The organism is Paraburkholderia tropica (assembly GCF_900109265.1).
GTDB classification, from domain to species: domain Bacteria; phylum Pseudomonadota; class Gammaproteobacteria; order Burkholderiales; family Burkholderiaceae; genus Paraburkholderia; species Paraburkholderia tropica.
On record NZ_FNZM01000010.1, the window covers coordinates 318879 to 341815 of the forward strand.

At 64.1% G+C, this 22937-nt stretch carries 20 protein-coding genes and 2 pseudogenes; 15 read left to right on the top strand and 7 right to left on the bottom strand.

The genetic code is table 11. The features are described from left to right. Nucleotides 1-249 precede the first annotated feature (249 nt). Together BMY06_RS18890 and BMY06_RS18895 are read left to right on the top strand one after the other, a co-directional pair. The gene (locus BMY06_RS18890; RefSeq protein ID WP_074984546.1) at nucleotides 250-1683 is read left to right on the top strand and encodes an aldehyde dehydrogenase family protein; all 1434 of its coding nucleotides are present in this window, start codon (nucleotides 250-252) and stop codon (nucleotides 1681-1683) included. 171 nt (nucleotides 1684-1854) lie between these two features. Further along, a complete protein-coding gene (locus BMY06_RS18895; RefSeq protein ID WP_065060120.1) occupies nucleotides 1855-3045 on the top strand; it encodes an NAD(P)H-dependent flavin oxidoreductase in 1191 nt (396 codons plus the stop codon). A 92-nt stretch (nucleotides 3046-3137) separates the two neighbouring features. Here BMY06_RS18895 and BMY06_RS18900 read toward each other — a convergent pair whose 3' ends face one another. Together BMY06_RS18900 and BMY06_RS18905 are read right to left on the bottom strand one after the other, a co-directional pair. Next, complete coding sequence (locus BMY06_RS18900) at nucleotides 3138-3341, bottom strand: DUF1289 domain-containing protein (RefSeq protein ID WP_074984548.1); 204 nt, start codon at nucleotides 3339-3341, stop codon at nucleotides 3138-3140. Nucleotides 3342-3461: 120 nt separating this feature from the next. After that, complete coding sequence (locus BMY06_RS18905; protein ID WP_244144388.1) at nucleotides 3462-4685, bottom strand: phospholipase A; 1224 nt, start codon at nucleotides 4683-4685, stop codon at nucleotides 3462-3464. Nucleotides 4686-5336: 651 nt separating this feature from the next. Between BMY06_RS18905 and BMY06_RS18910 the strand changes: the two genes are divergently transcribed. From BMY06_RS18910 to BMY06_RS18925, 4 genes are all read left to right on the top strand, one after another. Further along, nucleotides 5337-6437, top strand: coding sequence for a polyamine ABC transporter substrate-binding protein (locus BMY06_RS18910; protein WP_065059395.1), 1101 nt, complete (start codon nucleotides 5337-5339; stop codon nucleotides 6435-6437). 112 nt (nucleotides 6438-6549) lie between these two features. After that, a complete protein-coding gene (locus tag BMY06_RS18915) occupies nucleotides 6550-7719 on the top strand; it encodes an ABC transporter ATP-binding protein (RefSeq protein ID WP_065059396.1) in 1170 nt (389 codons plus the stop codon). Then, nucleotides 7716-8651: an ABC transporter permease subunit gene (locus BMY06_RS18920; RefSeq protein ID WP_065059397.1), complete on the top strand. Its 936-nt coding sequence runs from the start codon at nucleotides 7716-7718 to the stop codon at nucleotides 8649-8651. The genes BMY06_RS18915 and BMY06_RS18920 overlap by 4 nt, the downstream gene beginning before the upstream one ends. Further along, a complete protein-coding gene (locus tag BMY06_RS18925) occupies nucleotides 8648-9466 on the top strand; it encodes an ABC transporter permease subunit (protein WP_065059398.1) in 819 nt (272 codons plus the stop codon). Before BMY06_RS18920 ends, BMY06_RS18925 begins: the two co-directional genes overlap by 4 nt. Nucleotides 9467-9585: 119 nt before the next feature. Here the strand turns inward: BMY06_RS18925 and BMY06_RS18930 are convergent, their stop codons facing one another. After that, a complete protein-coding gene (locus tag BMY06_RS18930; protein WP_074984552.1) occupies nucleotides 9586-11004 on the bottom strand; it encodes a methyl-accepting chemotaxis protein in 1419 nt (472 codons plus the stop codon). 247 nt (nucleotides 11005-11251) lie between these two features. Between BMY06_RS18930 and BMY06_RS39625 the strand changes: the two genes are divergently transcribed. Both BMY06_RS39625 and BMY06_RS18935 read left to right on the top strand, forming a co-directional pair. Then, on the top strand, nucleotides 11252-11395 hold the full coding sequence (locus BMY06_RS39625) for a hypothetical protein (protein WP_161495517.1): 144 nt from the start codon (nucleotides 11252-11254) through the stop codon (nucleotides 11393-11395). 59 nt (nucleotides 11396-11454) lie between these two features. Next, nucleotides 11455-12225: a class I SAM-dependent methyltransferase gene (locus BMY06_RS18935; RefSeq protein WP_074984554.1), complete on the top strand. Its 771-nt coding sequence runs from the start codon at nucleotides 11455-11457 to the stop codon at nucleotides 12223-12225. A 43-nt stretch (nucleotides 12226-12268) separates the two neighbouring features. Here BMY06_RS18935 and BMY06_RS18940 read toward each other — a convergent pair whose 3' ends face one another. From BMY06_RS18940 to BMY06_RS18955, 4 genes are all read right to left on the bottom strand, one after another. Next, complete coding sequence (locus tag BMY06_RS18940) at nucleotides 12269-13759, bottom strand: flavin-containing monooxygenase (protein ID WP_074984598.1); 1491 nt, start codon at nucleotides 13757-13759, stop codon at nucleotides 12269-12271. Nucleotides 13760-13883: 124 nt separating this feature from the next. Beyond that, a complete protein-coding gene (locus BMY06_RS18945) occupies nucleotides 13884-15071 on the bottom strand; it encodes a tetratricopeptide repeat protein (protein ID WP_074984557.1) in 1188 nt (395 codons plus the stop codon). Between the two features lie 96 nt (nucleotides 15072-15167). Further along, nucleotides 15168-15848 (bottom strand): PspA/IM30 family protein, encoded by a 681-nt coding sequence (locus BMY06_RS18950; protein ID WP_065059403.1) that lies wholly within the window; start codon nucleotides 15846-15848, stop codon nucleotides 15168-15170. A gap of 348 nt (nucleotides 15849-16196) precedes the next feature. Beyond that, nucleotides 16197-16790 carry a hypothetical protein gene (locus BMY06_RS18955; RefSeq protein ID WP_074984559.1) on the bottom strand — a complete coding sequence of 198 codons (594 nt, stop codon included), beginning with the start codon at nucleotides 16788-16790 and terminating at the stop codon, nucleotides 16197-16199. 657 nt (nucleotides 16791-17447) lie between these two features. Here BMY06_RS18955 and BMY06_RS18960 point away from each other — a divergent pair. From BMY06_RS18960 to BMY06_RS18985, 7 genes and pseudogenes are all read left to right on the top strand, one after another. Further along, the gene (locus tag BMY06_RS18960) at nucleotides 17448-19949 is read left to right on the top strand and encodes a penicillin-binding protein 1A (RefSeq protein WP_065059406.1); all 2502 of its coding nucleotides are present in this window, start codon (nucleotides 17448-17450) and stop codon (nucleotides 19947-19949) included. 483 nt (nucleotides 19950-20432) lie between these two features. Beyond that, a pseudogene (locus BMY06_RS40475) lies at nucleotides 20433-20567 on the top strand (ESPR-type extended signal peptide-containing protein); the annotation flags it as partial. Nucleotides 20568-20657: 90 nt separating this feature from the next. Continuing rightward, a pseudogene (locus BMY06_RS40200) lies at nucleotides 20658-20972 on the top strand (DDE-type integrase/transposase/recombinase); the annotation flags it as partial. Nucleotides 20973-21149: 177 nt separating this feature from the next. Next, entirely contained in the window at nucleotides 21150-21476 is a 327-nt protein-coding gene (locus BMY06_RS38790) for a hypothetical protein (protein WP_124263316.1), read from the top strand. A 135-nt stretch (nucleotides 21477-21611) separates the two neighbouring features. Next, nucleotides 21612-21914: a hypothetical protein gene (locus BMY06_RS18975; protein ID WP_074984561.1), complete on the top strand. Its 303-nt coding sequence runs from the start codon at nucleotides 21612-21614 to the stop codon at nucleotides 21912-21914. A gap of 64 nt (nucleotides 21915-21978) precedes the next feature. Next, nucleotides 21979-22653: a hypothetical protein gene (locus BMY06_RS18980; RefSeq protein WP_074984562.1), complete on the top strand. Its 675-nt coding sequence runs from the start codon at nucleotides 21979-21981 to the stop codon at nucleotides 22651-22653. Nucleotides 22654-22665: 12 nt separating this feature from the next. Continuing rightward, nucleotides 22666-22937 (top strand): transposase (locus tag BMY06_RS18985; RefSeq protein ID WP_143064410.1); only part of this gene is annotated, 272 nt, incomplete at its 3' end.

The following is a 22937-nucleotide window of genomic DNA, read 5'->3' on the forward strand; positions in this document are numbered from 1 at the left end:
TTTGCTGATTGCTGATTGCGGGATGAAATGAAAACGGGCGACGCGTAAAGCGTCGCCCGTTTTGTTTTGGTGGTCCATTCCGCGTAGCGCAGGGCGTCGCCGCCACTTTACGTAACCGTCAACCACGCTAGAATGCAACGTTGCCGCCGCGTGGTTCTTGACGCCCGCGCCGCCCCGAAACACGTCCGGCGTGCGTCAAACAGGCATGCGGCAAGAACACCAACAGACACGGAGACAGGAGCACACCGCATGAACAATTACGCCCAGCTCTACATCAACGGCCAATGGGTCGCGCCGCATGGCAAAGGCACGATCGACGTCTTCGACTCGGGTACGGAGGCCGTGATGGGCCGCATTCCCGAAGGCGTCGAAGCCGATGCCGAAGCGGCCGTCGCCGCCGCGCGCGCCGCATTCGACGCCTGGTCCGCGACACCCGCCGCCGAGCGCGGCGCCTATCTGCAAAAGATCGCCGACAACCTCAAGGCCCGCACCGACGAACTCGCGCAACTGATCGCCGGCGAAGTCGGCATGCCGCTCAAGCTCGCGCGCGCGATCCAGGTCGGCGGTCCGGTCTACAACTGGGGCGCCTACGCGAAGCTCGCAAGCGAGTTCCCGTACGAGGAGCGCGTCGGCAATTCGCTGGTCGTGCGCGAGCCGGTCGGTGTGGTCGCGGCGATCACGCCCTGGAACTATCCGCTCAACCAGATCACGCTCAAGGTCGCCGCCGCGCTCGCCGCAGGCTGCACCGTCGTGCTCAAGCCGTCCGAAATCGCGCCGCTCAATGCGTTCGTGCTCGCCGAGGCCATTCATGCGGCGGGCCTGCCGGCCGGCGTGTTCAATCTCGTCACGGGCTACGGCCCGGTTGTCGGCGAACTGCTTGCGCGCCATCCGCAGGTCGACATGGTGTCGTTCACGGGTTCCACGCGCGCGGGCAAGCGTGTCTCGGAAGTGGCGTCGGCGACGGTCAAGCGCGTGGCGCTCGAACTCGGCGGCAAGTCGGCCTCGGTCCTGCTCGACGACGCCGATTTCGCGGCGGCCGTCAAAGGCACCGTCGGCGCGTGCTTTCTGAACTCGGGGCAGACCTGCTCGGCGCACACGCGCATGATCGTGCCGGAATCGCGCTACGACGAAGCGCGCGCGCTCGCGAAAGAGGCGGTCGAAGCCTACACGGTCGGCGATCCGCGCGACGAGAAGGCGAAGCTCGGCCCGCTCGCCTCGAAGGTGCAGCAGGAGCGCGTGCAGCACTACATCGAACGCGGCATCGCGGATGGCGCCGAACTCGTGACCGGCGGCGCGGGCCTGCCTGAAGGCGTGACGCAGGGTTTCTTCGTGAAGCCGACCGTGTTCGGCCGCGTGCCGCGCGACGCCGCCATCGCGCAGGAGGAAATTTTCGGCCCGGTGTTGACGATCCTCACGGCGAAGGACGAAGACGACGCCGTCGCTATCGCCAACGACTCGCTCTACGGTCTCGGCGGCGCGGTCTGGGCGGGCAGCGACGAGCGCGCGATGCGCGTGGCGCGACGTATCCGCACAGGTCAGATCGACATCAACGGCGGCGCGTGGAACATGGCCGCGCCGTTCGGCGGCTACAAGCAGTCGGGCCATGGCCGCGAGAACGGCGTCTACGGTCTGGAGGAGTACCTGGAATACAAATCGATGCAGTTCAAAGTGCCGAAAGCCTGATCTGTAGGCGCTTTTGCGCCTTGCAAATGTTTCGGCGTGACGTGTTGATGCGAATCATCCATGCGGGGTTCTTCATAAGACCCCGCATTTTTCATTGATTAATCGCAATGTGATCTGTGGGCGGCGCGCGACCATTGTCGTTTTGTCATCGACAACGCAAAGCGGGTCACCATGTTTCCTACTCATTCGTTCTCGCCGCTCGTCATCCGCGGGCGTCAACTGCTGCCGGTCGTGCAAGGCGGCATGGGCGTCGGCATTTCGGCTCACCGGCTCGCGGGCAGTGTCGCGCGCGAAGGCGCGCTCGGCACCATCGCGAGCATCGACCTGCGCCATCATCACGCCGACCTCGCCGATGAATGCCGCGAAGATCACTCGCACGAAACGCTCGCACGCGCGAACCTGATCGCGCTCGGCCGCGAGATCGCCGCTGCGCGCCAGCTCGCCGGCGGCAACGGCATGATCGCCGTGAACGTCATGAAGGCCGTGAGCGCCCACGCCGACTATGTGCGCACGGCCTGCGAGGAAGGCGCCGACGCCATCGTCATGGGTGCCGGTCTGCCGCTCGATCTGCCCGATATGACCGCCGGCGTCGATATCGCGCTCGTGCCTATCCTGTCGGACGCGCGCGGGGTCGCACTGGTGCTCAAGAAGTGGGCGAAGAAGGGGCGTCTGCCCGACGCCATCGTGCTCGAACACCCGGCGCACGCGGGCGGCCACCTTGGCGTGACCGACATCGCCGACATGGACAACGAGCGTTTCGCGTTCGACCGCATCTTCGCCGATCTCGACGAGGTCTACGCCTCGCTCGGCATCACGCGCCGCGACGTGCCGCTGATCGTCGCGGGCGGCATCAACAGTCACGAAGCCGTGCGCAAGTGGCTGGAGGCGGGCGCCAACGGCGTGCAGGTCGGCACGCCGTTCGCTGTCACCGAGGAAGGCGACGCGCATCCGAACTTCAAGCGCGTGCTGGCCGACGCCACGCCCGAAGACATCGTCGAATTCGTCAGCGTGACGGGGTTGCCTGCGCGGGCCGTGAAGACGCCGTGGCTCGATCGTTACCTGCGCAACGAATCGCGTATCCGCGCGAAAATCGGCTCGATCAAGCTGGCCTGCCCGACCGGGCTCGACTGCCTGTCGATGTGCGGGCTGCGCGACGGTATCGAAAAATTCGGCCACTTCTGCATCGACACGCGTCTCGCGGCGGCTTTGCGTGGCGACGTGTCGAACGGGCTGTTTTTCCGGGGGCGCGAGTCGTTGCCGTTCGGCAACGCGATCCGCAGCGTGCGCGATCTGCTGGAGCTGCTTTTGACGGGGGTTTCGCGGCCGGCGGTCGCCAAACGGGCCGCTTTTGCGCTGAGTTGAGGGTGCAGTTGAGCGTCGGGAATTGACGCCCGGCGCGCCGCTCGGGCAGGAAAAAAACGCCGGTTCGTCCGGCGTTTTTCATGTGTACGGCGTCAGGCGTTCTTCTTCTGGAAGCGCATGGCCGTGCCTTCGCGCTCGATGCGCGTCCAGACGGCGCGCTTTTCCTCGTCGCTGAGGAACACCCAGTTGGAGACTTCCATCGCGGTGCGGCCGCAGCCTTTGCAGATGTCGTCGAAGAGCGTCGAGCACACGCCGATGCACGGGCTGTCGGGAAGGTCGTGAAGATTGGATGCCATGAAATATCTTGGGGCGGGATGACCGGCGCGGTCACGTGCCGGTCGGGACCAGAAACCCCGCTATGTTAGCCGATCCGGCCAACTGCGGCCCGACGCCACGGCGGGCGCCGTCGCGCGCAGTCAGCGCGCAATGCTGTAGCCGATCCGCGCAACCCAGTGCTGGCGCTGGTTGTAGTCGAGCAGATCCTCCCCGTAACCGTTGAAATAGCCGATCCACAGATAGCCACCCCACTTGCTGCTGATCAGCCGCGAGAGCGGGTAGGTGAGCTGGGCGTCGACGCTGCCGTACCCGTGTTTCGTGCCCTTGCGCAGCGTCGTGGCGAGCTGCCAGCCGTCCGGGCTGCCGTACTTGATCAGCAGGTCCATGTAGCCGCGGTAATCGGCAATGTCCTCGTTGTCCGATTTGCTGAGGTAGTAGTACAGCTTCGGCGAAACCGTCACGTGGTAGTCGTCCACGTTGCCGAACTCCCACGTGGGCCGCACGAACACGATGTTGATGCCGCGCGACGCCGCGCCCGACTGGCCATTCGACTCGTGACCGACGCCCGCCGCGATGCCCATGCGCGTGAACCAGTCGCTCTTCCAGCCGGTATCCGGGATGTAATAGAACAGCTGCGGCATGTAGCTCGTGTCGCGGAACGGCGCCGAGGTCGCGCTCAGATCCCAGATCGAATTCTGCGTGTAAGCAAAATAAAGGTTGTCGAAGAAACCTTTCGAGCGCAGGTCGTCCGGCATGATGATCCGGTACTTGAAGCTGAGCTGGAAGCGCGCGGTCGTGTCACCGTTCTTGCCCACGCCGACGTACATCGGCTCGTAGTAGGACAGGCGCGCGAGCGTGCTGCGGCCCGTCGTGGCGAGCGAGTCGGCGGCGGGCGCAATGGCGCTGTCGGCGCCGGTGGCCTCGATGGTGGCGATCCTGGCGGGCGAGGTCGCGGCGCTTTCGGCGCGCGCGGTCTGGACGACGGCGGCCTGGTTCGGGCCGCGATTGAGCACGACGAGCGCGGGCGAGGCGTCGAAGCCCACCGGATCGATGCGCACCGCGCCGCGCGCGCTGTCAGGCCACGGCGCACGGTAGCGCACCTTGCGGAACTGGCCGGGCCGCAACGTCAACCTGTCGGGCACGCCGGGCTCGCGCACGAGATCGAGCGGCGCGGGCGCGACGTCGCCGTTCGTCAGCGTTACGCGCAGCGTCGCGGGCAGCGTGACCTTGAGCGGGCGGCCGTCGTCGGCGGTGACGAGCAGGGTGAGTTCGAGCGGCTGGGAGGCGGCGACTTCGCGCGGCGGCTGCAGCATGGCGATGCTCGCGTGCGCGGCCGGCGCGGCGGCAAGACCCGCGGCGGCCATTGCCAGCGCCGGAATCAAAGTCGATGCGCGATGGATCACGGCGGCTTGGCTTCGGCGGCGCCACGGCGATTGCGCGCGGATTGTGCCCCTGCGCGCCCGGAAAGGCATCCAGGTCGGCAAAAGCGGCACAGAAGACACACAGGACAGAAGACGGCGAAACCAAAGGCTAAGGCAAGGCGCGGGAGTATCGAGGCTCATGCGTCGGGTCGTCAGGAGGCGGGCGGTGGTCGGAGGGGCGCGCGGGGCGGTGCATGCCGCCCTGAGGCTCGCGAGGCGCGGGCCCGGTCTGCTCAGGGTTTTTTTACCACGCGTCCTGCCCCGGCGCGCCGGATGTGCCCCCGCGATGGCGTGCCGCACGCCCCGGCCTGCGCGGCGCCTCGGCGTCGCCCGCGTCGCGCGAATGTCGCACGGTCCGGTTTTTTCGGTGGACAGGGACGCATAAACGGCTAAAATTGCGCCCGATTTGCCATCGGCGCCGCACGGAGAATGCGTGTTCCGTTTGCGCGACATGCGGCCGTTCTTTTTTGGCGCCTGGCATGTTTGATGGTAGGTTCGGTAAATTCTGGGGGCCGCGCGAGGCGCGGCGACATGCGAGGCAAAAACAAAGGGCGGGCGCGAGCCGCGCCGTGGCTGAGTGAATCGGAGAACGGGATGAAGAAACGGGTTTGGGCGCATCTGGGTGCGATCGCGTTGTGCGCGGCGCCGTGGGTGTCGTCGGTGGCGAAAGATACGCAACTGAACGTGTACAACTGGTCCGATTACATCGCCAAGGACACGATTCCGAACTTCCAGAAGCAAACCGGCATTCAGGTCAAGTACGACAACTACGATAGCGACGACACGCTCCAGGCCAAGCTCCTCGCGGGCAACTCGGGCTACGACATCGTTGTGCCGACCAGCAATTACGCGGGCAAGCAGATCGCCGCCGGCATTTTCTCGCCGATCGACAAGTCGAAGATCCCCAATCTCAAGTATCTCGATCCGCAGCTGATGGCGCTCGTCGCCGGCGCGGATCCGGGCAACAAGTTCGCGGTGCCCTGGGCGTATGGCACGACGGGTCTCGCCTACAACGTCACGAAGGCGCAGCAGATCCTCGGCAAGAACGTGCCGCTCGACAACTGGGACATCCTCTTCAAGCCCGAGAACATCTCGAAGCTGAAGGCGTGCGGCGTCTCGGTGCTCGACGCGCCGGACCAGATGTTCGCGGCCGCGCTGCACTACATCGGCAAGGATCCGCTCTCGACGAACCCGGACGACTATCGCGCCGCGCTGGCGATGATGAAGAAGATCCGTCCGTACATCACGCAGTTCAACTCGTCGGGCTATATCAACGACATGGTCGGCGGCGACGTCTGCTTCGCCTACGGCTGGTCGGGCGACGTCGTGATCGCCAAGCATCGCGCGATCGAGGCGAAGAAGCCGTACAAGATCGAGTACTACATTCCGAAGGGCGGCGCGCCGATCTGGTTCGACGTGATGACCATCCCGAAGGATGCGCAGCACAAGGAAGCCGCTTACGAGTGGATCAACTACATCGAGACGCCGCAGGTGCACGCGGCGATCACGAATACGGTGTTCTACCCGAGCGCGAATGCGGAAGCGCGCAAGTACGTGAACAAGGACATCGCCAACGACCCGGCCGTCTACCCGCCGCCCGAGGTCCTGAAGACCCTGTTCCTGCTCAAGCCGCTGCCGCCTGAGATCCAGCGTCTGCAGACGCGTCTGTGGACCGAATTCAAGTCGGGCCGCTGACGCGCCGCGCAGCAGACTGATCGTTTTACCCGAGCCCTCGGCACGACGCCGGGGGCTTTGTTCGTCAACCCCGTCCAGTAGTCAGGCAGAACCAGGCAGGGCAGAGAGAATCATGAGTGACCAGTCGAGCGCGCCGGCAACCGCCGGTGTGCTGCCTTCGGGCTTCGCCGCGGCCAACGGTGCCAATCCCGCCGCGGACAACTTCGTGCAGGTCGTGGATGTCGTCAAGAAGTTCGGCGACACCACGGCCGTCAAGGGCGTCAACCTGTCGGTCAAGAAGGGCGAGCTGTTCGCGCTGCTCGGCAGCTCGGGCTGCGGCAAGTCCACCTTGCTGCGCATGCTCGCCGGTCTGGAGACCGTCACGTCGGGCAAGATCCTGATCGACGGCGAAGACCTCGCCACGCTGCCGCCGTACCGCCGTCCGGTCAACATGATGTTCCAGTCGTATGCGCTCTTTCCGCATATGACCGTGGAATCGAATGTGGGCTTCGGGCTGCGCCAGGAAGGCGTCAAGAAGGGCGAGCTCAAGGATCGCGTGGCCAACGCGCTCGAACTCGTGCAGATGACGCGCTTCGCGAAGCGCAAGCCGCATCAGTTGTCGGGCGGTCAGCAGCAGCGCGTCGCGCTCGCGCGCTCGCTCGTCAAGCGTCCCAAGCTGCTGCTGCTCGACGAGCCGATGTCGGCGCTCGACAAGCAGATTCGCCAGCGCACGCAGATCGAGCTCGTCAATATTCTCGACAAGGTCGGCGTCACCTGCATCATGGTCACGCACGACCAGGAAGAAGCGATGACGATGGCGGGCCGCCTCGCGGTGATGAGCGAAGGCCAGATCGTCCAGCTCGGCACGCCCAACGAGGTCTACGAGTATCCGAACAGCCGTTTCTCGGCGGAATTCATCGGCTCGACCAATCTGTTCGACGGCAACGTCGTGGAAGACGAACCGGACCACGTGTTCGTCGAGTCGGCGGATCTGCCCGTACGCCTGTACGTGAACCACGGCATCACCGGCCCGCTCGGCATGCCCGTGACGATCTCGGTGCGCCCCGAGCGCATCTCGCTCACGCGCAAGCCGCCCGAGGGCGTGTTCAACTGGGGCAAGGGCGTCGTCAAGAACATCGCCTACATGGGCGGCTACTCGCTGTATCACGTCAAGCTCGAATCGGGCAAGACGGTGATCGCAAACATGTCGAGCCTCGCGCTCTCCGAGATCGACTCGCCCACCTGGGAGGACGAAGTCTACGTGCGCTGGAGCGCATCGGCCGGCGTGGTGCTGACCTCATGAGCGCGCCGACCTTCAAGGACGTGCTGCACTGGCCGGCGCGGCGCTTCAACCTGACGGGCCGCACCGCCGTGGTGGCGGGGCCGTTCTTCTGGTTGCTGCTGTTCTTCCTCGTGCCGTTCATTCTGGTGGTGAAGATCAGCTTCGCCGACCAGCAGCTCGGCATTCCGCCGTACACGGAACTCACGTCGTTCAGCGACGGCGTCTGGCACATCGCGCTCGACCTCTCGCATTACGCGTTTCTGTTCCAGGACAGCCTGTACTTCGCGACCTACGTGAACTCGGTGGTCGTGGCGGCCATTTCGACGCTGCTGTGTCTGCTGATCGGCTATCCGATGGCGTACTACATCGCGCGCTCGAATCCGGCCACGCGCAACATCCTCATGATGGCCGTGATGCTGCCGTTCTGGACGTCGTTCCTGATTCGCGTCTACGCGTGGATCGGCATTCTGAAGAACAACGGACTGCTGAACAATTTCCTGATGTCGGTCGGCATCATTCATTCGCCTATCGAGCTGTATCACACGAACACGGCGGTCTATATCGGCATGGTCTATTCGTACCTGCCGTTTCTCGTGATGCCGCTTTACGCGCACCTCGTGAAAATGGATCTCACGCTGCTCGAGGCCGCTTACGACCTCGGCGCGAAGCCGTGGCGCGCGTTCCTCGAAATCACGCTGCCGCTCTCGAAGAACGGCATCATCGCGGGCTGTCTGCTGGTGTTCATTCCGGCGGTCGGCGAGTACGTGATTCCGGAACTGCTCGGCGGCGCGAACACGCTGATGATCGGCCGCGTCATGTGGAACGAGTTCTTCGATAACGCCGACTGGCCGATGGCGTCCGCCGTCACCTGCGCGATGGTGCTGCTGCTGCTCGTGCCGATGGCGCTGTTCCAGCACTTCCAGGCGAAGGAACTGGAGGGCCGCGGCAAATGAAACCGAATCGCGTCCTGCAATTCATCGCGCTCGGCCTTGGCTTCGCGTTCCTCTACATTCCGATCGTCAGCCTGATCGTCTATTCGTTCAACGAGTCGCAACTCGTGACGGTGTGGACGCATTTCTCGACGCGCTGGTATCAGGCGCTCGCGACCGACGACGAACTCATCAACGCCGCGTGGCTCTCGCTGCGCATCGCGCTGATGACGGCGTTCGCCTCGGTGATCATCGGCACGTGGGCGGGTTTCGTGCTCGCGCGCATGGGCCGTTTTCGCGGCTTCACGCTCTACACGGGCATGATCAACGCGCCGCTCGTGATCCCCGAAGTGATTCAGGGCATCTCGCTGCTGCTGCTGTTCGTCGAAATGGGCAAGCTGCTCGGCTGGCCCGCGGGCCGCGGCGTGTTCACGATCTGGATCGGTCACGTGATGCTCTGCATCTCGTACGTCGCGATCATCGTGCAGTCGCGCGTGCGCGAGCTGAATCCCTCGCTCGAAGAGGCCGCGCTCGACCTCGGCGCCACGCCGTTCAAGGTGTTCTTCCAGATCACGCTGCCGCTGATTTCGCAGGCGCTCGCGGCGGGCTGGCTGCTGTCGTTTACGCTGTCGATCGACGACCTCGTGCTCTCGGCGTTCCTCTCGGGCCCCGGCTCGACGACGCTGCCGCTCGTGGTGTTCTCGCGCGTGCGTCTGGGCCTGAATCCGGAAATGAATGCGCTCGCGACGCTGTTCATCGGCGTCGTGACGGTGGGCGTGATCGTCGGCAATTACTTCATGCAGCGCGCCGAACGTCGGCGCTCGGCGATGGCGGTCTGAGGGTTTCGCTGCTTCGGCGGCGTCGCCAAAACAGACAAAACGGCGCGTGGACTTCGGTCTGCGCGCCGTTTTTCTTTTCGGGCGTGCGGGCTTAAGAGCCGCTTGTTTAGAGCCGGCTTTTAAAGCCGATACCCCATTCGAAAACCGCCCCAATGCCGTCCGTTGACGAAGATCGGCGCGGACGCGTCCTTCATCATCGCGAACTGGCCGCCGCCCATATCGCGGCGATACGTCTGCAACAGAAACGGCTTCGTATGCGAGCCCGCCGCGAGCCCGGTGCGGTCGTTGAAGATGCGCCGGTTGCGGCAGTTCGCGGCGTTCCATACCGGATCCGCGCCTTGTGGATGCGAGAACTTGCGGTTGTGCGTGGGAATGTAGCCGAGCGGATCGATGGCGGCGCAGAAAGCCACGCGCTCGTCGAGTTGCAGCAGCGGTTCGAGAATCGGCGGAAGCACGCGGTCGGTGAACGCGGTGAAGCGCGTCATGTGCTGCTGCGGCTGCGTGTTCGGCACCGGCGCGTGGTGGCGGTCGAACAGATCGGCCTCGCTGATCTCGCCGCGCGCGACGGCCGCTTCGAAGAGCTTGCCGACCTGCGCCGCCGCGCGCTGCACGCTGTCGATGAAACGCGTGTCCTCGGTTTCCACGCCGGTCGCGGCCGAGAGTTCGATGAGCGTCTCCGAGACCGAAAGCAGCTTGCCGAGCTGATCCTTGGCCTGCGCGAAATTGCGGCTCGAATCCTCGACGCCGTTGGCCATCTCGCTGACCTGCGATTCGAGACCGTCGCACTTCGCTTCGATCTCGCCGGTGAGTTTGGCGATCTCTCCGGCGTGCGCGTCGAGCAGGGTGATCGCATCGCCAGTGCTGTGCACGGCCTCGCCGATCGCGCGCGTGCCTTCGCGCACGCGATGCGCGCGCTCGGTGTTGGCGGCGCCTTCGACGATCAGACGCTCGGTCTGCTGCGTGAGTTTCGCGAGCGTCTGTTCGATCTGTCCGGTGGCTTCCGCGGTCTTGGCGGACAGGTTCTTCACCTCGGCGGCGACCACCGCGAAGCTCTTGCCGGATTCCCCCGCGCGCGCGGCCTCGATGGCGGCGTTCAGCGCGAGCAACTGGGTCTGGCGCGCGATCAGCGAAATTTCCTCGGAAACCCGCGAGACGTGTTCGAGCGCCGCCTTGAGCGCGCCGATCTGGGTTTCGATGACGGTCACGCCCTCGACCAGCCCGTGAATGTCGCCGAGCGACGCCTCGATGGTCTGCTGCGAGGCCTGCACATTGGCGGCCGTCCCGGCGCTGACTTCGCGCATGGCGCGCGCGGCGGTGGCGATCTGATGGTTCCCCGCGAGCGTGTGCGCGGCCGACTCGCGCAAGGCGTCGCACACGTCCGCCTGATGCCCGACGCGGGCCGCCACGGCCTCGACGTTGCCGGACACGTCGCAGATTTCAATGCCAAGCCGGCCCGCGTGCGCGGCGATATCGCCAACGATCGAGGCCGATTTTCCTGAGCGGCGGCGGCCGCGCCAAGCCAGGCGCAAAACTGTCATCGGAAGTCTCCTTGCTCTACGTATTCGCTGCGGCGATGCGTGTCGCGCCCGGTCGTCGCGCCACGCATGCATGACGCGTGCGCGATCGCCGGGATTTCAACGTGTTTACGGCAGCGCGGACGGCGACTTGAGCGGGCTTTCCGGGGTAGCTTCGGGCCAGGCTTCCAGGCCGCTTTCGCGTGCGGGTAGCGCGGGGCGCTATGATCGGGGCTTGCGGATCGCGATGGGCGCGCTCCGCAGTGGGAACATGATGATAGAAGCGATATTTGGGGAGGGCGCGTTTGTGGTGGTCGGCGCGTTCTGGCATCAACTGGCTCAGCTTTGGGAGCTGATTGTGATGGTGTGCCGTTTTCTCTGGGACCTGCTCAAGCTGTTGAGTGGGGCCGGATGAGGCGGCGCGCCGCGCGAGACGCGACACGCTGAGCGCACAACACACGACGAGGGGCGTTCATGACCGACGATTCCACCCGGCGTTTCACCGACCGGGTCGCCGACTACGTGAAGTACCGCCCGAGCTATCCGCGCGAAGTGGCGACGTTCGCGCACGTCGAATGCGGCGTCGCGCCAGGCGCGACGGTGGCCGACATCGGCGCGGGCACGGGTTTGTCGTCGAAACTTTTTCTCGACGCGGGCCATCCGGTCGTCGCCGTCGAACCGAATGCGGCGATGCGCGCGGCGGCGGACGCATTTCTGGCCGACTATCCGCGCTATCGCAGCGTGGCGGGCACGGCGGAAGCAAGCACGCTCGATACCGCGAGCGTCGATCTTGTGATTGCCGCGCAGGCGTTTCACTGGTTCGACAAGGCGGGCGCGCGGCGCGAATTCGCGCGCGTGCTCAAGCCGCGCGGCAAGATCCTGCTGTTCTGGAACAGCCGTCTGCTCAAGGGCTCGGCGTTTCTCGAAGGCTATGAGGCCTTGCTGCACGCGTTCTGCGCCGACTACACCGAGGTGGCCGAAACCTATCCGTCCGACGACGCGATGGCCGACTGGTTCGGCGAGGGCTTCGAGCAGAAAACGGTGTTTCCGAACGCACAGCAGCTCGATTTCGACGCGCTGAAAGGGCGCTTGATGTCGTCGTCATATGCGCCGAAAGCCGACGACGCACGCCACGCGCCGATGCTCGCGGCGCTACGCACGCTGTTCGATGCCACGCAGCAAGGCGGCACGGTGGACTTCGCGTACGAAACGCGGGTCTACGCGGGCAAGCCGGTGCGCGTGTAGACCGCGTGGCGCATATGATTCGGATGCCGAAACATATGCGCCTTTAGCGGCCGAACTCATAGTCGCTTTCGCGCACGCGCCGCGTCTGGTGACGAAACGCGAACGTGAAGCCAGGCCACAGCGACGTGACCTTGCCGCTTTTCGTCTGATAGTAGCTATGGCAGCCCGACTTCCAGACCGTGCGCGCGAGCTGCGCCTGCAGCTTCGCGTTGAACGCGCGCTGCACGTCGGCGCGCACGTTCATCGTGCGCGCGCGACGGCGCTGCATCGCGCGGATGCAATCGGCGATATAGCAGATCTGCGACTCGATCATGTAGATCATCGAGTTGTGGCCGAGACCCGTGTTCGGGCCGATCACGATGAAGAAGTTCGGAAAGCCCGCCACGCTCGCGCCCAGATATGCCTCGGGACCGTCCCGCCGCCACGCTTCGCCGAGATCCGCGCCATTGAGGCCCGTCACGCGAAACGGCGCATCCACGTCGTTGACCTGAAAACCCGTGCCGCAGACGATCGCATCGACGCGATGATGCGTGCCGTCTTGCGTCACGACGCCATCGGCGACCACTTCGCGAATCGGCTCCGTTACGAGCGCCACGTTAGGCTGCGTGAGCGCCGGCAGATAGTCGCTCGATAGCAGCACGCGCTTGCAGCCGAGCAGGTAATCGGGCGCGAGTTTCGCGCGCAGTGCCGCGTCCTTGACCTTATGCGCCAGATAGTTGCGCGCGAATTTCATCGGCGCATTCAGCAGACGCAAATCGACGATAAAGCCGAGCGCGCGCGATTCGAGCTGGCAATAGATGGCCGCGCGCGCGAGCCGCTGCGCGAGCGGAACGTGTCGGTAAATCCAGCGCCGGCGCGCGCTGATCGCGCGGTCGCGGCGCGGCATGATCCACGGCGGCGTGCGCTGGAACACCGTGAGCTGCGCGACGCGCGGCTGGATGCGCGGCACGAACTGGATCGCGCTCGCACCCGTGCCGATCACGGCCACGCGTTTGCCTTCGAGCGCGTAGTCGTGATCCCAGCGCGCCGAGTGAAACAGCGTGCCTTCGAAGCGATCGAGCCCGTCGATCGCGGGCAGGGCGGGACGCGAGAGCGGTCCGTTGGCGGCGATCAGCAGATCGGCTTCCACGGTTTCGGTCACGCCTTCGCGCTCGATCTCGATCACCCAGACGGCGCGCGTCACATCGAAACGCGCGGCGCTTACCCGCGAGCGATAGACGACGAAGCGCTCGACGTCGTATTTGCGCGCGCAGCGTTCGAGATAGTCGAGAATCTCCTGTTGCGGCGCGTAGGTGCGCGTCCAGTCCGGGTTCGGCTCGAATGAAAACGAATAGAGATGCGACGGCACATCGCACGCCGCGCCGGGATAGGCGTTGTCGCGCCAGGTGCCGCCGAGGCTCGCGGCGGCCTCGTAGATCGTGAACGACTCGATGCCCATGCGGCGCAAGCGGATCGCCATGCCAATACCGGCAAAACCGCTGCCGACGATGACGATGCGCGGCGCAGTGGAGGAGGGTCCCGCAGGTGTGGCCATGATCGTGTGCTTCTTCAAAGCGGGAGCGCGTGCTCGAAAAATGAAAGGCAGCGCCGATGTAAAACGGGCTCCGCGAGGGAGCCCGTGATCCAAAAGCAGCGGCGAATGCGCGGCGGCTGGGCGCCTAGCTGTTCCAGTCGTCGGAACTGCTGTCGTTGCTGCCCATGTCGACGCCGCCGCCCGAACCGTCGTCCCAGTCGTTCGAGCCCTGGCCGAAGTCGAGACCGCCGCCGTTGCCGCCGTCGCGCGGCACACGGCGGCCGTCGTCGTCGACAATCACGTCGCGTTCGATCACACGGTCGCGGCCGTGGTTGAGCGCCTCGCCGAGCAGCACGCCCGTCAGCAGACCGCCCATGCCGCCCATTCCACCGCCGCCTTGCTGCACGATGACTTGCGGTTGCTGCTGTGGCGGATATTGCGGCGGATATTGCGGATTGTGACCAAAGGCGGCGTCGGCTTCACGCGCGTAGGCCGAGCCGCTGCCGTACGCAGCCGCCGGTGCGGCGGCGTGGGCGTTCGGATCGGGGCGGCCTTCGGCGCGCGCCTTGAGGCTTTCGAACTGGCGTTCCAGATCTTCGATCTCGTAGGGTGCGACCGGATTCGTGCTGCCCGAAAGCCGCTCGACCACGCCGCGAAGCTGCGTTTCGAACGCTTCGAGATCCTTCTCCAGCACCTCGTGACCGGCCGCCGTCGAGAGCTTCACGTCGAGCTTGAGCGAACGCACGCCATTGAGCAGGTCGGTGGCGCGCTTGAGCTGGTCGCGGCGGTCGTCGCCGGCCTTGGCGTCGTCGTTCGATTTCGCGCGGCGCAGCGTCCAGCGCAGCACGAGCGCGATGCCGATCACGACGATCGCAATGCCGATCCACATGCCAATGCCAGGACCGTGCCTGACCGGCGCGGCAGAGGCCATGGCGGCGGCGGGCGCGACGGATTGCGATTGCTGCGCGAACGGATTGCTTGCGCGGTTGGTGGTGACGCTACCGGCGCGCGCGGCGTCGGAGCGGATTTTGGCTTCGACCTGCGCGAAGCGCTGCGGCTGCGTGAAGCGCACTTGCGGGTCGAGCTGCTTCGCCTGCTGGACCTGCGTGAGCGCATCGGCGTAACGGCCTTCGCGGTTGAGCACCTGCGCGTACAGATAGTGCGCGCGGGCGTTGTCCGGATGCGCCTGCAGAACCTCGGTGAGACCCGAGTCGGCGCGTTGCCAGTCGCCTTGCGACATCGCGGATTCGATCTGCTGGACGCTCGGCACGGCGAACGCCAGGCCGCTCACGAGCGCAAGCGAAGCGAAAACAGCGACAAAAAACTTTTTCATGTTGCAGGCCGGGCGGCTTGTCGCCCGTCTCCATGACAGTGTTACGTGGATGCGGCGCGCGAAGACCGCTGCGCCGCATCCGTCACGCGCGGCGTGTTACTGCGCCGGCGTATTCAGCTGCTTTTTCAGGGCTTCGAGGCGGTCATCCACCGACGGGCCCTTGTTCAGCGCGGCGAGCTTGTCGTCGAGCGCCTTGCCGCTCGACGTGTCCGCCGAATTCAGGCGGGCGTCGGAGCGGGCGTTCGACAGATTCACCTTGTCTTCGAGCTTCTGGAAGTCCTGCGCAAGATTCTTGCCGCCGATGCCGCCGAGCGCGGTCGCCGCGACGTCCTTGGCCTGGGCGATCTGCTGCTTCGCCTGCAGGATGTTCGAGCGTGCGTTGAGGTCGTTGCGGCGCGAACGCATGTCGTCGATCTGCTGCTTCAGCTGGTCGACCGACGGTTCGAGCTTGGCGAGTTCCGCCGCGAGCGCGTCGCGTTCGGCTTCAGCCGTCGACTGCGCGCCGAGCGCCTCGCGAGCGAGCGCTTCGTCGCCCGATTGCAGCGCGCGCTTCGCGCCGTCTTCGTACTTCTTCGCCTTGTCGGCGGCCACGTCGCGCTTGCTTTGCTGCATTGCGACCTGCGCCTGGATCTCGACGAGCGAGTTCTCGGCTTTCGCAATGCTGTCGTCGAGTTCGCGCACGATCTGGCGCGCGTCGCGCGACGGGTCCTGCACGGAGTCGGCGGCATCGTTCAAGAGACCCTTGACCGTGCGAGAGATGGAGTCGAAAAGCGACATGTAATTCTCCGGTGAAATGAGATCGGCCCTACATTTGGCGGGCCGCGATGCGGCTTGCGGCACGTGCGCGCGCCTCGCGTTCAGCTTACGCCGCTTTGGGCGAGCCGCGCATGCAGCGCGCAAATCGGGACGAAAGCGCCGATTGCAATAGCGCGAACGATTCACGCCGACACAATTGACCTTTCTTCACGTCGCGCCGCGTTTCATGCGTGGCCCAGCGCGCATCGCTCGCGGATATTACACCACGGGGTCTCTTAAAAGGGACTTAAAGGCACGGCGCGCAGAGGGTGCCTCGCGCGTGCATCGGCCGTCGCGTTGGCCGTCTTATTGGCGCGGGCAGGCGCGCGCTCAGGCGAACTTGCCGCCCTCGGGCGCGGGGCCATGGCGATGCGTGTTTTCTTCGTCGCGGTCGTCGAGCGTGCGACGGGCGAACGGTGTGCCGCTGAGCGGCTGCAGCGGTTCGTTATCGGCGAAATGCACGTCTTGCGGCAGCGCGGCGTGGCTTTCCTGCGCAGCGCTTTCGGCGGCGGATGCCGCGAGGCGTGCGACCGCTTGCGCCACTTCGTGCGTGGCGTCGTGTTCGAGACGGGCCTCGTGATCTTCGTGTGTTTCGTCGGATGTCTGCGCGTGCTCGAGCGGCGTGGCGGCTTCGAGCGGCGCGTTTGCTTCGTCGGCGACAGCGGGCCGGATACCGGCGCGTCCCGGCTTCAGCGGTTTGGCGGCCTTGCGCAAGACCTGCGCGAGCGCGTCAGGCTGGCGCGGCGCATTCAGACGGTCGACGATGCTGGCCGCCTTCACCTGGTCGCTGGTCGCGCTGAAGGCGATCACCGCGCGCCGCATGAGCTCGCTGATGCTGATGCCGAGTTCGTCGGCAGTGGCGGAGATCGCGCGTTTCTGCGCGGGGGTGACGAAGACCACGATGCGTTCGCTGGGCTTGTTCATGATCGGCTCGCCGATGGATCGGCGTCGGGGTCGGCCTCGAATGACCTCGGGTCCGGCGCGGGTGGGGCGGCCGTTACAGCAGCGCGATGGCCGCCGCTCGCGCAGGGGCGTGCAGCAATCTCTCCATGATAAGACGAGACGCGCGATGCGCAACGCCAAGCTGCGCGCACGGCGCTTGCGCATCGCGCAATGATCTATTGCGGATCGGGGCGCGCAGCGTCGAAAGCGCGTGCCGATCCCCCATCGCTTCGACACTTTCTCCGCAGAACGCGTCAGATGGCGCAAACTGCCGTCACCGCACGGCATTCACGGCGAATAAACAGGTCGGCATGAGCTTGTCCAGGAAACTCTTACAAAAAAAGCGCGACCGCCCCCGCCCGAATTATTTAGAATGCGCTGTTACATTTCGCGTCGATGCAGCGCACAAGGCTTCATGGGCGGGCTTCACGCGAAAGGGTGATGAAAGATTCACCTTGCGACGGCGCGCGGAATTCGCGCGCCACGTGGCCGGACGGGGGCGTTGCCGGCCGCGTTACGGAACCGCGCTCGGGGCGCGGCGCCGTCACATGCCGCATTGGCGCCATGACGCCATGATCGAGATCTACGCGCGCTTGCCGCGCAGCCGCGGCGCAAACGAACGCGCCAATCATTCCAGTCATGCCTATCATTAAACGACCGCCTTCACCGCAGTACCCGAACGACGATCGGGAACCCTCCTTCAACCGTGGACGCGAGCCGCAGCGCCGCGACGACGCGCGCGACGAACGGCCCAAACGCCGCTCGATCGGTGCGTCGATCGCGCTCGGCTTCTTCGGCCTGTTCGCCACGCTGGCCGTGGTGGGCGCGCTGATCGTCGGCTATGCGCTCGTCGTGATGGGCCCGCAGCTGCCTTCGCTCGACGCGCTCACGAACTATCAGCCGAAGGTGCCGCTGCGCATCTACACGGCCGACCACGTGCTGATCGGCGAATTCGGTGAAGAGCGACGTCAGCTCGTGCGCTTCGACGACATCCCCGACGTGCAGAAGAAGGCCGTGCTCGCGATCGAGGACTATCGCTTCTACGAACACGGCGGCGTCGACTTCGTCGGCATTCTGCGCGCAGGCGTGGCCGATCTGATGCACGGCGGCGCGTCGCAGGGCGCGAGCACGATCACGATGCAGGTCGCGCGTAACTTCTTCCTCTCGAGCGAGAAGACCTACACGCGCAAGATCTACGAAATGCTGCTGGCGTACAAGATCGAACGTGCGCTCACGAAGGATCAGATCCTCGAGCTGTACATGAACCAGATTTATCTGGGTCAGCGCGCCTACGGTTTTTCGGCCGCCGCGCGCGTGTACTTCGGCAAGGATCTCAAGGACATCACGCTCGCCGAAGCGGCGATGCTCGCGGGTCTGCCGAAGGCGCCGTCCGCGTATAACCCGATCGTCAATCCGAAGCGCGCGAAGATCCGCCAGGCGTACATCCTCAAGCGCATGCTCGATCTCGGCTACGTGACCCAGGCGCAGTACGACGAGGCCATCAAGGAGCCGCTGCACACGCGCACCGCGGGCACCGAATACAGCGTGCACGCCGAGTACGTCGCGGAAATGGTGCGCCAGATGATGTACGCGCAGTACAAGGACGAAACGTACACGCGCGGTCTCACGGTCACCACGACCATCGACAGCGCCGATCAGAACGCCGCCTACGCCGCCGTGCGCAAGGGCGTGATGGATTACGAGCGCCGTCACGGCTATCGCGGTCCGGAAGGTTTCGTGCAACTGCCGCCGGCCGGCGACGACCGCGACCAGGCGATCGACGACGCACTGACCGATCACCCCGACAACGGCGACCTCGTCTCCGCGGTCGTGATCGACGCCACGCCGAAATCGGTGACGGCGCAACTGCTCGACGGTACGCAGATCACGGTGACGGGCCAGGGCCTGCGCTTCGTGGCGGCGGGTCTGTCGCCGCGCGCGTCGAACGCGCTGCGCATTAAGTCCGGCTCGATCGTGCGCCTGATCGCCGACGAGAAGAACGACTGGCAGATCACGCAGTTGCCGCAGGTGGAGGGCGCGCTCGTCTCGCTCACGCCGCAGGACGGTGCGATCCGCGCGTTGATCGGCGGCTTCGATTTCAACAAGAACAAGTTCAACCACGTCACGCAAGCCTGGCGTCAGCCGGGTTCGAGCTTCAAACCGTTCATCTATTCGGCGTCGCTCGAAAAGGGCCTCGGACCGGCGACCATCATCAACGATGCGCCGCTGTATTTTCCGCCGAGCTCGCCGGGCGGCGACGCATGGGAACCGAAGGACGACGATCAACCCGACGGCCCGATGCCGATGCGCCTCGCGCTGCAGAAGTCGAAGAACCTCGTGTCGATCCGCATCCTGTCGTATATCGGCACGAAGTACGCGCAGGATTACGTGACGCAGCGCTTCGGTTTCGACGCGGACAAGACACCGCCGTATCTGCCGATGGCGCTCGGCGCGGGGCTCGTCACGCCGCTGCAATCGGCGGGTGCGTACTCGGTGTTCGCGAACGGCGGTTATCGCATCAATCCGTATCTGATCGCCGAAGTCGACGACGCGCACGGCCAGCCGATCTCGCGTGCGCAGCCGCTGGTCGCCGGCCAGAACGCGCCGCAGACGATCACGCCGCGTAACGCGTACATCATGAACAGCCTGCTGCATTCGGTGGCGACGGCGGGGACGGGCGCGGGCACCAACGTGCTGCATCGCGACGACCTGCAAGGCAAGACCGGTACGACCAACGACGCGCACGACGGCTGGTTCGCCGGCTATCAGCACACGCTGGTGGCGGTCGCGTGGATGGGTTACGACCAGCCGAAGAGCCTCGGTAGCCGCGAGTTCGGCGCGCAGCTCGCGTTGCCGATCTGGGTCGACTACATGAGCAAGGCGCTGCGAGGCATTCCGCAGGAAGAGCCGCCGATGCCGCAAGGTCTCACGACCATCGGCAGCGAGCTGTACTACTCGGATATGACGCCGGGTGCGGGCTTCGTTTCGGCCATCGGCATGGATGCGGGCGTGCCGGCCGGCGCGGCCAGCGATGCGAGCGGCGCAACGGGCAGCATGGGTCCGGGCGGCATGACGCCGCCGAGCGTGACCACGAGCGAGAAGCAGCAGATCATGGATCTCTTTGAGACGAACAAGCCGTAACGCTGCGGTATTCGCTCAGGTTCGCCGCTTCACCTCATTAACACGGCACGTCGGCAACGACGTGCCGTGTTTTGTTTTGTTTTGTGCGGACAATTCTCTTTGGCAACAAGGGTTTGGGTGGGTTGCCCAGGGCTTGTCCACAGGGACTTCAACAAAAACTGGGGATAAGTTGGCGTGACAACTGCATGCACGCTCGACCACGCAACGGACATTCACGTGCAGGTCGAGGCGCTATACACACCGCTAACGCAACATCGATCGATCGCACTGCTCGTGGAGGCGTTTTCACGCCCCGCGCCTGTGACACCTTTCTGAAGCCCACCGCGCATGCAGTCTGACTGTTGAGCAATGTCAACTGTCTTGACGCGCGCTGGGTAAACGCAATCTTTTCTGCTGTCTCTGCCTGTTCTTAGGAATTGTCCTGTATTCGGGGCCTCATGCGCTCGTTGAGGATTGCTGGATAAATTTTCCGGCGAGACTTTGATGAACAGGAATTTCAGGCTGGTCTACAGCAGGGTGCGTCACATGGTTGTGGCGGTGGAGGAGACTGCGACGGCCAGCGGTGGACGCGGGAAGGGCGAAGTGGTGGTGGCCGCTGCCATGATGCTGGCTGGCATGGCGGCGGGCGCACAGGCGCAGGTCGTTGCGGGCGGGGCGCATGCACCGCAGGTGCAGACCACGCCGAATGCCACGCCGCTGGTGAACCTGCCGTTCAATGCGAAACGCGTCTATCGAGTCATGAGCACGCACGGGCTGTCGATGGAGCGCCGTGCGGCGCCACCGCGTCCGCAACGACGACACGACGGCAAGGTCGCTGTGGCACGAAGCAATCAGCGCTGGTGCTCGGATGGCTTCGAGTTCCGGTGCGACAACGGGGAGCCGCTGCGTGTGACGTTCGCGCTGGACTGCTGTGACCGCGAGGCGATGAGCTGGGCGGCCACGACAGCAGGCCATAGCGGCGACATCGTGCGCGACGTGATGCTGGCGGCAGTGGAAAATCGCTTCGGTGACGCGTTGCATAGCAACATGGGGGCCGTCACCTTGCTAAAGTGGGCAGGAGTACCCAACTCACTTAAAAGTATATCTACAGTGCCGGGTTTCGTCGTTCAACTGAACAAATTTGGAGTGAACCAAACGGTAGGCAGAGGGGCACATGCGCTGACGAATTCTGAGAGTTCAAAGAACCGGTAAGGAGGATACATGTCTGTTGAAATAATTAGTGGGTTGATTGGAGGTTATCTGGCTCCGTTTATTTCTAAATTTCTTGGAAGGTTCAGGTTGTGGAAAGTCTTTGTTGGTACTGTTGCTCTCTTTTATTTTGCGTTTTTTATTATCGGATTTTTGACGGTCGGTCTTCATAAAACTGTTTCGAGATTCGTTGGATTTTTTGATCCTTTCGTGATCTCGGTTGTTTGCGGGGTATCATTGATAGTTACATTCGTTGCCTTGTTGGGCTCCATCGCACGTGAAGCGGAGCGTAAGAAGCAATCATCAGGTTCGGCTGATAAACCCGGTGACGCTGACTGATAAAGGTTGAGATTCTGATTCCAGGGATGATGTTCGAACCGGTGTCAATCATCGCGCTATAGTGGGATAAACAACCAAGGGCGCGGCTCAGAAAGTCGTTAAATATTCGAAGGAAAAGTAACGGAGGAATATCTGATGATTGATCCACTTCTAAGTGGATTGTTCGGTGGATTGTTTGGGGACGTAATCGGAAAATTCCTCGGGAAATTTCGTCTCTGGATGGTTTTCTTTGCGACATTTGTGATGTTCTACTTGGCGGTTTTTATCACGGGAATTGTGATAATTGGATTCCAGAAGACATTACCCAAGATGAGGGAATTCTTCGAAATAGAGCCACTATTGTGCGCCATCGGGTTTGGTTTTTTGGCGATGTTTGTCGCTGCGATACACAGCAAGCCACCATCGAACCCACCTGATTCGGGGGAAGGCGAAAAGTGAACTGGCGACGACTATACGCGTCTGCTCAGATATCAATGCGATCCTGACGAATCAGGCCGATACGATGGCGGCAGCTAGCGCGGCGGGTCAGGCGGTCGCGCAGCGCATTGGCGAATACGCGAATTCGAAACTCGCAGAAGCGAAGGCATCGGGCGATGCGGCGGGCGTCGACGCCTGGAAGGAAGGCGGTGCGAGTCGCGCCGGGATGCAGGCGGCCGGTGCAGCGCTCGTCGCGGGCCTAGGCGGTGGTGCGGGCGGTGCGATTCAGGGCGCGGCCGGTGCGGGGCTGTCGTCGCTCATCGGCGGCAAACTGAACGACATCAGCAATGCAGTGGTGGCAGCGAATCCAACCGGTGATTCGAACGCCAATCAGGCGCTCGGCAACATTCTGGCAAACGTCGTCGCCACGGGCATAGGCGGTGCGGTTGGCGGTAGTGCTGGCGCGTCATCGGCGTTCGACGTCGACCGCTTTAACCGGCAACTTCATCCGGAAGAAAAATCGCTCGCTAAGCAACTTGCAGACAAGAGCGGTGGGAAATATACCGAACAGCAGATTGAGCAACAGATGGCGCAGATGAACTTAAGTTCCGATGGGAAAATAGAACTTGGTAGCGTTCGTGTTGCTGTTGGCAGTCAACCCAATGACGGAACTACGTGGGTGCCATATGGTGTAAATCAGGCTGGGCAGCAGGTATGGGCGCTGAACCGAGCCGGGTTTGGTGGAGGCTCCAACTCTTGAGAGAATGGAGCCATGAACAAGAAGGCAACCAAGTTTTCCCCGGAAGTCCGCGAGCGCGCAGTGCGTCTGGTGCGCGAGCAACGTAGGGAACATCCGTCGATGTGGGCGGCGGTCGAATCGATTGCACCGATGATCGGCTGTACGCCGCAGACGCTGCACGAATGGGTCAAGCGTGACCAGGTTGACCAGGGTGAGCGTGATGGCGTGAGCACCGACGAACGCGAACGGCTGAAGGCCCTGGAGCGCGAGGTCAAGGAATTGCGTCGTGCCAACGAGATTCTCAA

Bases quoted from the DNA above. Each gene is read 5' to 3' on its own strand.
- BMY06_RS18960 (WP_065059406.1), top strand. From the start codon at position 17,448: ATGCCTATCATTAAACGACCGCCTTCACCGCAGTACCCGAACGACGAT.
- BMY06_RS18935 (WP_074984554.1), top strand. From the start codon at position 11,455: ATGACCGACGATTCCACCCGGCGTTTCACCGACCGGGTCGCCGACTAC.
- BMY06_RS18980 (WP_074984562.1), top strand. From the start codon at position 21,979: ATGGCGGCAGCTAGCGCGGCGGGTCAGGCGGTCGCGCAGCGCATTGGC.
- BMY06_RS18930 (WP_074984552.1), bottom strand. From the start codon at position 11,004: ATGACAGTTTTGCGCCTGGCTTGGCGCGGCCGCCGCCGCTCAGGAAAA.
- BMY06_RS18955 (WP_074984559.1), bottom strand. From the start codon at position 16,790: ATGAACAAGCCCAGCGAACGCATCGTGGTCTTCGTCACCCCCGCGCAG.
- BMY06_RS18895 (WP_065060120.1), top strand. From the start codon at position 1,855: ATGTTTCCTACTCATTCGTTCTCGCCGCTCGTCATCCGCGGGCGTCAA.
- BMY06_RS18910 (WP_065059395.1), top strand. From the start codon at position 5,337: ATGAAGAAACGGGTTTGGGCGCATCTGGGTGCGATCGCGTTGTGCGCG.
- BMY06_RS18925 (WP_065059398.1), top strand. From the start codon at position 8,648: ATGAAACCGAATCGCGTCCTGCAATTCATCGCGCTCGGCCTTGGCTTC.
- BMY06_RS18920 (WP_065059397.1), top strand. From the start codon at position 7,716: ATGAGCGCGCCGACCTTCAAGGACGTGCTGCACTGGCCGGCGCGGCGC.
- BMY06_RS18900 (WP_074984548.1), bottom strand. From the start codon at position 3,341: ATGGCATCCAATCTTCACGACCTTCCCGACAGCCCGTGCATCGGCGTG.
- BMY06_RS18945 (WP_074984557.1), bottom strand. From the start codon at position 15,071: ATGAAAAAGTTTTTTGTCGCTGTTTTCGCTTCGCTTGCGCTCGTGAGC.
- BMY06_RS39625 (WP_161495517.1), top strand. From the start codon at position 11,252: ATGATGATAGAAGCGATATTTGGGGAGGGCGCGTTTGTGGTGGTCGGC.
- BMY06_RS18915 (WP_065059396.1), top strand. From the start codon at position 6,550: ATGAGTGACCAGTCGAGCGCGCCGGCAACCGCCGGTGTGCTGCCTTCG.
- BMY06_RS18890 (WP_074984546.1), top strand. From the start codon at position 250: ATGAACAATTACGCCCAGCTCTACATCAACGGCCAATGGGTCGCGCCG.
- BMY06_RS18975 (WP_074984561.1), top strand. From the start codon at position 21,612: ATGATTGATCCACTTCTAAGTGGATTGTTCGGTGGATTGTTTGGGGAC.
- BMY06_RS18905 (WP_244144388.1), bottom strand. From the start codon at position 4,685: ATGGCCGCCGCGGGTCTTGCCGCCGCGCCGGCCGCGCACGCGAGCATC.
- BMY06_RS18950 (WP_065059403.1), bottom strand. From the start codon at position 15,848: ATGTCGCTTTTCGACTCCATCTCTCGCACGGTCAAGGGTCTCTTGAAC.
- BMY06_RS38790 (WP_124263316.1), top strand. From the start codon at position 21,150: ATGTCTGTTGAAATAATTAGTGGGTTGATTGGAGGTTATCTGGCTCCG.
- BMY06_RS18940 (WP_074984598.1), bottom strand. From the start codon at position 13,759: ATGGCCACACCTGCGGGACCCTCCTCCACTGCGCCGCGCATCGTCATC.